Source organism: Effusibacillus dendaii, from assembly GCF_015097055.1.
GTDB lineage: Bacteria > Bacillota > Bacilli > Tumebacillales > Effusibacillaceae > Effusibacillus > Effusibacillus dendaii.
In genome coordinates, this window is record NZ_AP023366.1 from 774273 (window position 1) to 786746 (window position 12474).

15 protein-coding genes are annotated in these 12474 nt (G+C 49.5%); 2 read left to right on the forward strand and 13 right to left on the reverse strand.

Translation table 11 applies throughout. The features are described from left to right. Positions 1-50: 50 nt before the first annotated feature. Entirely contained in the window at positions 51-1340 is a 1290-nt protein-coding gene (locus skT53_RS04045) for a tetratricopeptide repeat protein (RefSeq protein WP_200759889.1), read from the forward strand. Positions 1341-1516: 176 nt separating this feature from the next. On the opposite strand, the gene skT53_RS04050 is transcribed toward skT53_RS04045, so the two are convergent. The 8 genes from skT53_RS04050 to skT53_RS04085 form a co-directional block, all read right to left on the reverse strand. Further along, positions 1517-2713, reverse strand: coding sequence for a D-alanyl-D-alanine carboxypeptidase family protein (locus skT53_RS04050; RefSeq protein ID WP_200759890.1), 1197 nt, complete (start codon positions 2711-2713; stop codon positions 1517-1519). 73 nt (positions 2714-2786) lie between these two features. After that, a complete protein-coding gene (locus tag skT53_RS04055) occupies positions 2787-3401 on the reverse strand; it encodes a flavin reductase family protein (protein ID WP_200759891.1) in 615 nt (204 codons plus the stop codon). A 14-nt stretch (positions 3402-3415) separates the two neighbouring features. Further along, positions 3416-4744, reverse strand: coding sequence for a pyrimidine-nucleoside phosphorylase (locus tag skT53_RS04060; RefSeq protein ID WP_200759892.1), 1329 nt, complete (start codon positions 4742-4744; stop codon positions 3416-3418). A 20-nt stretch (positions 4745-4764) separates the two neighbouring features. Then, positions 4765-5583 (reverse strand): purine-nucleoside phosphorylase, encoded by an 819-nt coding sequence (locus skT53_RS04065; protein WP_200759893.1) that lies wholly within the window; start codon positions 5581-5583, stop codon positions 4765-4767. Next, on the reverse strand, positions 5558-6739 hold the full coding sequence (locus skT53_RS04070; protein ID WP_200759894.1) for a phosphopentomutase: 1182 nt from the start codon (positions 6737-6739) through the stop codon (positions 5558-5560). Before skT53_RS04070 ends, skT53_RS04065 begins: the two co-directional genes overlap by 26 nt. A gap of 106 nt (positions 6740-6845) precedes the next feature. Continuing rightward, positions 6846-6995 (reverse strand): hypothetical protein, encoded by a 150-nt coding sequence (locus skT53_RS04075; protein ID WP_200759895.1) that lies wholly within the window; start codon positions 6993-6995, stop codon positions 6846-6848. Between the two features lie 78 nt (positions 6996-7073). Beyond that, on the reverse strand, positions 7074-7961 hold the full coding sequence (xerD, locus tag skT53_RS04080; protein ID WP_200759896.1) for a site-specific tyrosine recombinase XerD: 888 nt from the start codon (positions 7959-7961) through the stop codon (positions 7074-7076). 76 nt (positions 7962-8037) lie between these two features. After that, on the reverse strand, positions 8038-8289 hold the full coding sequence (locus skT53_RS04085) for a DUF4227 family protein (protein ID WP_200759897.1): 252 nt from the start codon (positions 8287-8289) through the stop codon (positions 8038-8040). A 69-nt stretch (positions 8290-8358) separates the two neighbouring features. On the opposite strand from skT53_RS04085, the gene skT53_RS04090 reads away from it, so the two are divergent. Then, entirely contained in the window at positions 8359-8505 is a 147-nt protein-coding gene (locus tag skT53_RS04090) for a hypothetical protein (RefSeq protein WP_200759898.1), read from the forward strand. Positions 8506-8875: 370 nt separating this feature from the next. Here the strand turns inward: skT53_RS04090 and ald are convergent, their stop codons facing one another. From ald to skT53_RS04115, 5 genes are all read right to left on the reverse strand, one after another. Further along, positions 8876-9994, reverse strand: a complete 1119-nt coding sequence (ald, locus tag skT53_RS04095) for an alanine dehydrogenase (RefSeq protein WP_200759899.1) — start codon at positions 9992-9994, stop codon at positions 8876-8878. A gap of 88 nt (positions 9995-10082) precedes the next feature. Then, a complete protein-coding gene (gene fur / locus skT53_RS04100) occupies positions 10083-10523 on the reverse strand; it encodes a ferric iron uptake transcriptional regulator (RefSeq protein WP_200759900.1) in 441 nt (146 codons plus the stop codon). Between the two features lie 86 nt (positions 10524-10609). Then, a complete protein-coding gene (locus skT53_RS04105; protein ID WP_200759901.1) occupies positions 10610-10951 on the reverse strand; it encodes an RNHCP domain-containing protein in 342 nt (113 codons plus the stop codon). A gap of 138 nt (positions 10952-11089) precedes the next feature. Further along, positions 11090-11719, reverse strand: a complete 630-nt coding sequence (spoIIM, locus tag skT53_RS04110) for a stage II sporulation protein M (RefSeq protein ID WP_200759902.1) — start codon at positions 11717-11719, stop codon at positions 11090-11092. Positions 11720-11827: 108 nt separating this feature from the next. After that, positions 11828-12385 carry a copper amine oxidase N-terminal domain-containing protein gene (locus tag skT53_RS04115; protein ID WP_200759903.1) on the reverse strand — a complete coding sequence of 186 codons (558 nt, stop codon included), beginning with the start codon at positions 12383-12385 and terminating at the stop codon, positions 11828-11830. Between the last annotated feature and the right edge of the window lie 89 nt (positions 12386-12474).

A 12474-nucleotide genomic window follows, 5' to 3' on the forward strand; every position in this document is an offset into this window, starting at 1 on the left:
CAAAAATAGTAAAATTATGAATGGGGTTTGGGAAACAGGGGGAAATTTGCATGAATCAAACATTAGGAGGAAAAATCAGAGAGTTGCGGCTCGCTCGCAACATGACACAAAGCGAACTTGGTCGAAATCTAGTGACGGCCAGTATGATCAGCCAAATTGAAGCGGATAAGGCGAATCCTTCCAACAAGTTATTAGCCAGATTAGCTGAACGGTTAGGTGTCCCGCTGCATTTTTTCCGAGAGGACATCCAAACGAAGGAAGAAAAAAGCAACCGTTTGAAGTATGCCCGAATTTTGATGGAGGCCAAAAACTATCAGGCGGCTGCTGAATTGTTGCAGGAACTTGTGCAAACTACACCGTCCGGGCCGCCATTGTTTGCCGTTCAATCGGATTTGGCCACCTGTCTTGTCAAGATTGGAAGCATTGATGAGGCAATCAAGCTTAACGAAAAGCTGATCCACGATGCATGTGGACAGAATGATTTTGTGTCTGCCGTAAAATTGTATTGCTCTCTGGGATTGATCGAATTTGAAAGAAATAACTGGATGTTGGCCGATTTTTATTGGTCTAAGGCAGTAACCCTTTGCACCAAACACATTCCGAGAGAAACAGCTCTCCTATTAGAAGCTTTGCTTTTACACGGTAAGGTGCAAAATCAGTTGTATAATTTTGCGGATGCATACAACACCTTGCTGAAAGCGGAAAAGCTTTTGCAGGGAACAAACCACGTTCAGAAGCGGGCTGATTTTTACGCATTGATGTGCCAAACGCAAAGAGGATTGCATAATTACCCAAAAGCGGTCGAATTTGCCCAGAAAGCGATTACCGCTTACGATGCGCTGGGCTTGTCTGACAGAACAGCCGAAATGAAAATTCAATTAACCGAAATACTGGATGAAAACGGAAACCCGGCAGAAGCGCTGCACATGCTGCAAGCCTGTTTGGAAGAAGGGGATGAGGCGTGGTTGGAACGAATCTCATCCATCCATACCCTAACTGCCAAAATCCTGTTCCGTTTGGGTCGTTTCGATGAATCCAAAACTCACTGCCTGAAAGCGATTGCACTAGCCGATCCTGATGAACTCACTGTTATCGAAGCACAATCGACATTGACGAAAATTGCTCTGGAAAACGGCCATTATTCAGAAGCTATCACCTGCTGTGAAGAATTGATTTCGTTGTGCGAACAGCGAAACGAACTGACCGAATTGGCAGAGGCATTCTCTCTCCTGTCTGACATTTACAAAAAACAGGGTAATCTGATATCTGCTGCAGAAACATTTTTACGCATGCAAAAGACGGTGGAATACAATTTGCGTGAGAAAGTGTTGGTGCCGTGAGAAACAGCTATCCTTGCCAGGCGGCCTTGGTTCGGTTTTCTGCCGGACAGAGGCCGCTTCGTTTCATGCAAATCAAATAAAAACCATCGGACAGCGGTTCCGATGGTTTCGTGCATTTCGTTCTTCTGCGGTTTCAAGCTTTTAGGGTTCGTTCTAGCTTCTAGGGTTTCAAGCTACTACGGCTTCAGCCAATGCCGGATGGTGCGGTTGAACATTTCGCCAAGACTGGCTTTCTCCACCTTTTCCCCTGCAAGGATGTTGGTGCGTCCCACTTCCTGGCCGTTTTTATAGACGACAATATGTCCCACGACCACCCCTTTTTCGAGCGGCGCTTTGACGGACAGCAGTTCGACCGTTTGGGTGAACGCGTCTTTCTTTTCCCCCTTCTTCATCAGAATGCCGACGGTATCCGCTGCAACCAGCGGAATTTCTTCCGGTGTTCCTTTTTCAATAGCGCCTTTCTGCACAACCTGGCCTCGTTTATAAAGCGTTTCGCTGTAATAGTTGGCAAATGCCCAGTCGAGCATTCCCGATACTTCCGCGTTGCGGGTGGGTGAAGTCGGTTCCCCCATTACCACCGCGATCACACGAAATCCGTTCCGTTTGGCAGTTGCGCTTAAACAATATCTGGATTCGGATGTGAAGCCCGTTTTTAAACCGTCCACCCCATCATAAAAGCGCACCAGTTTATTGGTGTTAACGAGCCAGAACGGTTTTTCCGAATCCTGCCGGAGGTAATCCTGAAACAGGGAGGTCCATTTCAGAACCGTCTCATGCTTGACCAGTTCCCTTGACATGATGGCAATATCGTATGCAGACGTATAATGGTTTTGGACCGGCAGGCCGTTACAGTTGGAAAAATGCGTATTCTTCATCCCCAACTCCTGTGCCCGCTCGTTCATCAAGCGCACAAACTCCTCTTCCGAGCCTGCCAAATGTTCAGCAACCGCCACCGATGCGTCGTTGGCCGAACCGAGCGCAATACCTTTCATCATCTGTTCCAGCGTCATTTCTTCGCCCGGTTCCAGATAAATCTGCGATCCCCCCATGGATGCCGCATATTCGCTGGTTCGGATTTTATCGGTCAATTTCACCTTTCCCGATTCCACCGCTTCCATCACAAGCAGCATGGTCATGATTTTCGTAACGCTGGCTGGCGGAAGTTTCTCATGTCCGTTTTTCTCAAACAGCAGTTGGCCGGTTGCCGCATCCATGACAACTGCCGAGACCGCCTGCTTGGCAATCTGCACCTGTTTGTTGTCCGATTTTACTTCCGCAGCGTATGCAAAATGGGATGGAAGCAGACAGCTGCCTGTAAAAATCCCGACAGACAGGACTGTCAGGATCAACTTTTTGGAAACGTTACGCCACATGACTGTGTCCCTCCTTCAATGATACGGGTAGTGTACCACCAGGGGAAGGTTTTCATTACAATATCTGGCGTTTTTATTCGGGTGTGTATTTTGGCCGTTCCATCGCAAAAACTGACCCCAGTTTGCTATAGTTGGAGCCTGCCAATCGGGCGACAGGCGCTAATTTTTCAACATCCACCCGCCCGTTGTTGACAACTTCGTCATCGACTGCAAAATGTACGACCTCGCCTATAATCAAGTCGCTGTCCGGTCCATTCCCAAGTTCGACAATCTGTACCAGTTTGCACTCCATCGCGACGCGGCACTCTGCCACACGGGGAACTTTTACAAGCTTTCCGGGAACCGTCGTCAATCCGGCCCGCTCCACTTCCGAAATAGAAGAGGGGTACGGACAGGACGTATGGTTGATTTTTTCAATGAGTGATTCTTCTGCCGTATGAACGACAAATTCACCTGTCCGCCGGATATTGCGAGACGTGTCCTTGCTGCTTCCGTCATCTTTGCGGGCCACCGAGACCGCGAGCATCGGCGGATCACTGCAAACCACATTATAAAAACTGAAAGGCGCCGCATTTACAATTCCGTTTTCCGACAATGTGGTGACAAACGCAATCGGGCGAGGCGTTACCAGACCGATCAACAGTTTATAGATTTCAATCGCCGACAAATCCTTTGCATCCTTTTGCATCTTCTCTCCCCCAATCAATAGAATCTTTCGATACCCTCGCGTGTGACAACCCCGTATATAAGCGGCGGCTTTGGCACGGGTACCGGGCTGATTTCAAATGACTCCCTGAGCAGGGAGATTACTCCTGGCAAACGGGCGTCGTCATTCAAATGCAAAACGGCTAACGGGTCTCCTGTTGCCACCTGATCGCCTATTTTTTTCTGAAGCACGATGCCTACCGCCAGATCGATCGCCGAATCTTTCTGTTCTCGTCCGGCACCTAGCAGCATCGCGCAGGTGCCGATCGTTTCGGCATTGATATAGGAGATAAAGCCGTCTGTTTCTGATTTGAAGACGACCGTTTTGGCCGCCTGTGGAAGCATCTCTGGCCGATCGACCACAGATGCGTCTCCCCCCTGCGCCGCAATAAACTGTTTCAGCTTGGCAACAGCCGCCCCCGAACAAATCTGATCGCGCAGCCGTTGTTTAGCTGTTTCCGGATCTGACGCTTTCCTTGCCAGCACCGTCATATGAGCTCCCAGTTCAAGACATAATTCGGTTAAATCGGCAGGACCGTGCCCCTGCAGCGTATCGATTGCCTCTTTCACTTCCAGGGCGTTGCCAACCGCCAATCCAAGCGGTTGATTCATGTCTGAAACAACCGCGATTGTTTGGCGGCCCAGTTCCGTGCCAATCTCAACCATCGCTTTCGCCAGAACAAACGACTCGTCGAGCGTCTTCATAAAAGCTCCCTCGCCCGTTTTCACATCCAACACGATCGCGTCCGCTCCGGCCGCCAGCTTTTTGCTCATTACGGAACTGGCAATCAGGGGAATCGAGTCGACAGTCGCCGTCACATCTCGCAGCGCATACAGCTTTTTGTCGGCAGGCGCCACATCCCCCGTCTGTCCGGTCAGAGCAAGACCAATCTGGTTGACGTTTTGCACAAACTGCCGTTCACTTAATTCGACAGAAAAACCGGGAATCGATTGCAATTTGTCAATTGTGCCGCCTGTGTGACCCAATCCGTGCCCTGACATTTTGGCAACCGGCACACCGATCGACGCCACCAGCGGAGCCAGCACCAACGTAGTAGTGTCACCGACGCCGCCCGTGGAATGTTTATCTACTTTGATCCCTTTGATCGCAGATAAGTCGACTGTATCGCCCGAATTGGCCATCGCCCGCGTCAAATCGGCTGTTTCCCTTGCGGTCATACCCCGAAAAAAGACCGCCATCGTAAAAGCGGACATCTGATAATCGGGCAGGGAACCGTTCGTATAACCGTTTACGATAAATTCGATTTCTGGTTTCGATAATTCCCCGCCATCCCGTTTTTTCCGGATCAAATCATACATTCTCATGATGGGCCCACCTCAAAATCCTACAGTTCCCTGACAATTTCCCGAACCAAACGGCTGAACGATTCTTTGACCCGCTCCGCCGTTTCCATCACTTCCTGATGGCTTAACGGCTGATCCAGGATTCCAGCCGCCAAGTTGGAAATACAGGAAATGCCCAATACGCGCATTCCCATATGCTTGGCGACAATCACTTCCGGCACGGTCGACATGCCAACCGCATCGGCTCCCAACTGCCGCAGCATACGAATTTCGGCCGGTGTTTCATAACTGGGACCGGTCAGCCCCGCGTAAACGCCTTCCTGGAGCGGAATCGACAGTTGATTGGCGAGACGGTGGGCGAGCTCCCGCAGGTCCCGGTCGTACGCGTTCGACATATCGGGAAAACGGACTCCCAGTTCCGGATGGTTTGGCCCGATCAGCGGGTTTTGTCCGGTTAAATTAATATGGTCGCGGATCAGCATCAAATCACCGGCTGCAAAGTCCTTATTAATGCCGCCTGACGCATTGGTAATCACCGCCGTGTCGATGCCTAAACGTTTCATGACACGGATGGGAAACGTCACCTGTCCGACTGAATACCCTTCGTAAAAGTGAAAGCGGCCCTGCATCATCGCCACCATTTGTCCGGCAAAACGGCCGAATACAAACTGGCCGGCATGCCCTTCCACCGTGGAAACGGGAAAATGGGGGATTGTATCATACGGAATTGTAACCGCGTTCTCTACTTCTTCCGCTAATATGCCAAGGCCGGACCCTAGCACCAGGCCAATTTTTGGCGTTCCTGAAATTTGTTTTCGGATAACAGAGGCCGATTCATCGATCTGATTCAGTAAGTTCATATAAAAAACTCCTTCCCATTCCCGGATTTGGCACTCCAAAATTGTCCGCAATCGTAGCGCCCAAGTCGGCAAATGTTTCACGGACACCGAGACTCACCGTCGTTTTCATTCCGGTTGCAAAAGCCAGCAGCGGCACGAATTCGCGTGTATGGTCAGTCCCGGCTGTCGTCGGGTCACACCCGTGGTCGGCGGTGATGATCAACAAATCGTTCGCCCGCAAGGAACCGATCAGTTCCGGCATTCGGGCATCAAACTGCTCAATCGCTTTGGCAAATCCATACGGGTCGTTGCGGTGGCCATATTTTGCATCAAAATCGACCAGGTTGGTAAAGATCAGACCTTTCTCCACGTCCCTCATCGCAGTCAGCGTCTGATCGACCCCATCCATATTGTCATTCGTATGTATCCCCCGCGTAATGCCAGATCCTCCATAGATGTCTTCGATTTTGCCAATGCCGACAACGTCAAGCCCCGCCTCCTGCAGTTCGTTTAGCACCGTTCGGCCAAACAAAAGAGAGTAGTCGCGGCGATTTGCCGTTCGCACAAACTGTCCGTTTTCACCGACAAACGGCCTGGCGATCACGCGGCCGACACCATGCGGGCCCACAAGCATGGCGCGGGCGATTTCGCACCAGCAGTACAGTTCTTCAAGCGGCACAATTTCTTCGTGCGCCGCAATCTGAAACACACTGTCAGCCGATGTATAGACGATCGGATAGCCGGTCTGCATATGCCGATCGCCTAACTCCTTTAGGATTTCGGTTCCGGATGCCGGTTTGTTACCCAATGTCTGACGTCCGATCCGTTGTTCAAACTCATCCATGATTTCTTTTGGAAATCCTTCCGGATATGTCGGGAGCGGCTGTTCCAGCTTGACCCCCATCATCTCCCAATGTCCGTTTGTGGTGTCTTTGCCCGCTGACTGCTCGGCCATCTTTCCGTATGCCCCAGACTTTGCGTCGGTTGTTACACCCGCAATCGGGTGGATTCGGCCAAGCCCCAACCTGGCCAGATTCGGAACATGCAGGCCGCCCACCGCTCTTGCAATGTTGGCTATCGTATTGGTGCCAACATCCCCGTATTCCGCCGCATCGTTCGCTTCCCCGATACCGCAGCTGTCCAGCACGAGCAATATGACACGCCCGTATCTATTCATCGAAGAAACCTCCCCATCCAACATTCTCACGAATTTACGATACCATTCTTTCCAAAAAAAAACATCTCCGCAGCATACACCGAAGAGATGAGAAAAAGCGAATCATTCATAACAGGGGGCCAGAGTAGTTTTCGTTTCGGGCATCTTCTTGCGCTTTCGAAATGCTCTGGTCGTTCCCGATGTATTTTATCGTGGTAATCAGCAGCAAAAGCGTGACCACAAATACCAATCCGGCCAGTAAAGCCAGTACAGACATGATTTCCCCCCCAGTCTCCTTACCCGTACTTCAATATACGAGCGGACAACCGGAAACATGAAAGATGGAAGAAAAAAATTAGGCCCTGGGATGCGTTTTCGCGTATACTTCCTTTAAGCGAGACTTGGTAATATGCGTATAAATTTGCGTAGTGGAAATGTCTGCATGGCCGAGCATTTCTTGAACGGAACGCAAATCAGCCCCATTTTCCAACAGATGCGTCGCAAACGAATGACGAAATGTGTGCGGTGTAATCTCTTTTTTGATATTGGCCGCTTTCGCGTATTTCTTGATAATTTTCCAGAACCCTTGCCGCGTCAATCGTTGTCCGTGGTGGTTCAAAAACAGGGAACGTTCCGATGCATCCCGCACTAAACTTTGCCGGGAACGGTTCATATATTGGTCGAGAATCTTTAAAGCGACAGCCCCTAACGGGATAATTCGTTCCTTCGACCCTTTCCCGAAACATTTCAGAAATCCCATGTTGATATTTACATCTTCGATATTGAGCGAGACCAATTCTGACACTCGAATTCCGGATGCGTAAAGCAGTTCCAACATCGCTTTGTCACGTATGCCTGCATGTGTTCGCAGATCAGGCGATTCGAGCAGCCGTTCGACATCCTGTACAGACAGGACTTGCGGCAGCTTCTTCTCAACCTTAGGTGATTCGAGATTTGCCGTTGGATCGCCTTCAATCAGTCCGTCACGCAGCAAAAATCCGTAAAACGAACGGATGCTTGCCAGGTTGCGGGAAATCGTGGTGGTCGCGCGGCCCATTTTTTGCAGTCCCGCCAGATACCCAATAATACTCGCCCGCCGCGTTTGATCGATATCCTCGATTCCATTTTGTCGTAAAAATTCCGTGTATCCGATCAAATCTCTTTGATAGGATTCCAGTGTATTTTGTGAGAGGCCCCGTTCGACCGCAAGGTAATGAATGAATCGTTCGATCAGCTTGTCCATCGGTTAAACTCCCCTTTTTCTTCAGCAATACATATTTCTACGAAAAGGGGCTATTTCCTGCTTGTCGTTCCTGCCATTATTCTCCCGTAAAGTAGAACATCTTCATTCTGGACAAAATGTAATTGGCCCAATCCCAATCCGAATCCGATTCTGAGGAAATCGGTACAGAATTGACTTTCAAAGAATTTCCGCGCGGTTCCCGGTATTTGTCTACCGGTTGAATCCATGCGTGAAACAATGCCATCGCTTTAAACAATACGAATGAGAAAAGGCAAACGAGAACTGCCATTTGAACCCATCTGGCAATCTGTCGAAGTGAGACAATCATAAGGCACCTCCTGTCAGATGCATATGTTCGCACTCTCCGAAAAATGATAGACAGAAGGGGGTGTGACAAATGGCTGATGTAAACACATACTTGGATAAATATCCTCCGGCCAAACTGACGGAAGAAGAAGTTAAGGAATTGCAAAATCTGGAGCGGGAATTGACCCAGAAAGCCGGCAGTTCAATCCTTGTCATGGCCTTTCAGGCGGAAAAGTAAACGGAAAAGCAGTGGAAACAGGGTTACCGTCAGTACGACAACATGCATAAACGGCTCCCTTTCCGTGTAACCGAAATCGGGCCCGGAACGGTGTATCACATACGCAGTGAACCATTTGTTCCGAAACGGCCCGCTATCAATCTACACGGTAAGAGAGCCATGCATGTGAGTCCTTTAACGGCAACCCTGGCTTCTTCGCTGCTAGCTTTTGCGGGATGCAGCACCTTACATGCGATCAATGCGAACACGGAACGGTTTGCCCGGCCCTGTCGCAAAGTAGACGTGTAGGTACCGCATGCCCGGATTCAGATGTGTTTGCCATCCCTGCCTAAGCAAACGTGCAGGTACCGCCATCATCCGAATCGCATAATTACGCCATTGCCTGCTGCAAAGGAACATACGGATGCCCCAATGCGTCGGCGACCGCCTGATACGTCACTTTCCCGTTGATCACATTGACTCCCAGCGCAAGCGCCTGATTTTCGGAAATGGCGGTTTTGTGCCCTTTATTTGCGATCTGCAGCACGTATGGCAGTGTTGCATTCGTTAGAGCCAGGGTCGAGGTACGCGGTACCGCTCCCGGCATGTTGGCCACCGCGTAATGCACCACGCCGAATTTTTCATAGGTGGGGTTCGAATGAGTGGTGACTCTGTCAATTGTTTCAATGGAACCGCCTTGGTCAATCGCTACATCGACGATCACTGATCCCTTCGACATGGCCTTGACCATATATTCCTTGACCAGTTTGGGAGCTTTCGCACCGGGAATCAACACCGCCCCGATCAGCAGATCCGCTTTCCGCACCGCTTCCTCGATGTTGTGCGAATTCGACATGACAGTCGTTACACGCCCGCCAAATATGTCATCCAAATATCTCATTCGATCCGGGTTGACATCCAGAATGGTAACCCGTGCGCCCGTTCCCAATGCCATTTTCGCCGCCTGCGTGCCGACCATTCCACCGCCGATGATGACAACCTCTGCTGGCGCTACACCCGGTACGCCTCCCAGCAAAATCCCTTTGCCGCCGTTTTGGCTTTCCAGAAACTGCGCCCCAATCTGCACCGACATTCGCCCCGCCACTTCACTCATCGGCATCAGGAGCGGCAAGGAACGGTCCGGCAGTTGGATCGTTTCATAGGCGATGGCCACAACTTCTTTTTCCATCAACGCTTTTGTCAGTTCCGGTTCCGGCGCCAGGTGCAGATAGGCAAACAAAATGAGTCCCTTACGAAAATAACCGTATTCAGAGGCAATCGGCTCTTTCACTTTCAGGATCATGTCCGCCTGACCCCAAACTTCATCCGCCGTCTGCAAAATCCGGGCTCCTTTTTGTTGATATTCCTCATCTGTAAAACCGCTTCCGAGTCCGGCTGAGCTTTCCACCAAAACCTGATGACCGGCGTTTTGCAACGTTTCTACTCCGCCCGGCGTAAGCGCCACCCGATTTTCATTGTTTTTAATCTCTTTCGGGACACCGATGATCAAAACGAACCGCTCCTTTCCATGGTGCTATCCGTTATTTTGACCCAATTATAGCGAAAAAAGTCCCTATTCGGATGAACGGGACTTCGTATTACAGATCCTCGCGGCAGTTTTCGCAATATCCGAGAAAACTGACACGATGGTCGACGATCTTAAATTTATGTTCGCGCTCGACCTTTTCTTCCAACGTGTCAAGCAGATCCTCGATTTCAAACAACCGATTGCATTTCAGGCAGATTAAATGGTGGTGGTGATGGGGATGATCTTCCGAACGGAATTCGTATCGCGCCATTCCGTCACCAAAATTAAGCTTCTCAATGATTTTTAGTTCGCTTAACAGATCAAGCGTCCGATACACCGTGGCTAACCCAATATCGGGCGCTTTCTGTTTGACCAGCATAAAAATTTCTTCGGCGCTTAAATGCGCTTCTTCATTTTCCAAGAGAACCAGCAGAGTAGCTTCCCGTTGAGGAGTTAGTTTAAACGACTTCGAATGCAACTGTTCCTTGATTTGATCGAGTCTTTCATGCATTCGACTAACCCTCCTGAATTCTGTCGCAAGCAAGTTGCACACGGCTAACTTTCTGTTTCTATTATATGAAAAAGCCCGATCAGGTGTCAAATACCGGGATTTCTTTGCATCAGTTCCAACAGATGCGCAAAATTGTCGGGCTGGACAGGATCTTCCAGCGCCATTTTGTTTTTTGTCTGAAGACCGCACCGCTTGCAGCGATGGACGATCATATATCCCTTTTTGCTGTGCGATTCCACTGTGATCGGCTCGAGAATTCCTTTGCAATCGGATGCCCGATCACCTGGATGAATGTCCAGATGCAGGGAGTAAAAACATTCCGGACAATGATTCCGACATCCTCCGCCGGTCAACGGACGGACGGATGTTCCGCAGTGTATACAAACAAACGATTCGTTGCGGACTGTGAATTTCGATGATTCGTTCATGCAAATCCCTTCCCGCCTATTGATTCCCGTATGCTCCATGGCTTGGCCACAAGCATGGATACTTTCGTTACTTAGTATAGCGCGAGTCGGCTCATTTGCCAAAAACATCGCAGACGGCCCCAAACTCATTTTGAAAGATTACAAATGAGGGGTCACAACCTTCATTAGAATAGGGCTCACGTAACCTTCCACGAAAGACGCGACAATCATACAGCCAACGAGAATCAAAAACAGAATCGTGTATTTCAAAAATTTCTGGTACAATGACATTTCCGGCGCAAATCGGGATCTGACCAGCATCAGCGAGAACGCAATGCCAGCCACTCCGGCCAATACCAAGGCGGGAACCAAGATCAGATTTTGCGGCAATACGGCCATAATGGCGAACAGAAGACCTTTTCCGGCAAATTTGTCAACCAGAAATCCAACCGTAAAGCCGATCGTAAAACCCTTTAAAAACATCAAAACGACGATCAGCGGCAATCCGATGATGGAAAGCCCCAAAACCCAGATCAGTCCCAGCATTTTCAGGTTGGTGATAATTTTGTGCCAGGTCACATAAGCGGAATCCGGCAGTTGGTTGTCGTTCACCAAACCGAAAAATCCTTTCAGGTAATTGAACAGATCCGTCTTCTGACCGTCCGCCAGCGCGCTGACGACAATGGAACCGAAGATTACGCCGACAATGAAAAGGACGATCGTGTAGATGATTAATTTGGAATTCTCTTGTATATACCGTTCGGCGGCAATTTTCAAGCTGCGAACCATAGGGGCCCCCTCCTTGTCCTGCTATCGTTACGACTATATGCTGGACAAGCAGAAGATAGCACCAGAAGAAACTGCGTATTTCCATGCGCCATGAAAAAGAGAGAATTCCTATTTCGTGTGAATCCGAATGACACGGTATTGCGGGTCCCAATCAATCGGATTTTTTCCACCTAATTTAGTTTTGTCAATCAAGACTTCCGAAATGAACCGAAGCGGCACATAGGTTCGTCCGTCTTTTAAAGTAGGTGCAGCATCAAGTCCAACTCCCTGTCCGTTGACCGTTGCCTGTTGGCTATTCACCGTCAAGACAATCTGTTTTCCATTGAGATTGATGGTGGCTTGTTGCGTACCGTCGTCCCAATTTACTTGTGCTTTCATCTGTTGAGCGACAAATCGAATTGGAACCAACGTCCGTCCGGAATCGCTGTCGATGTAAGGTTTGGCATCTGGGAAGTATACATCATTGTTATCAAGCACTACTGAAATATGATCGGGACTTGCTTGTTCAGGTGGTTTTCCTTCGTCAAACAAGTACCCTCCATCTACCGTTGTTCCTGTCGCTGGGTGCGAGCTGTCTACCTTGTTCCCCCACGCAAATACCCCCGGATTGAGAATCAGGAACAATCCCATAGCCCCAACCACTCCTGCTGTTTTGAGGTTTTTCATAAAAATCAACTCCTTTTTATTATTATAACAGGTTATATATGGAAAAGAGGGAGATTGAGAATCCCCCCAATAAAACCTTTTCCTTGCAT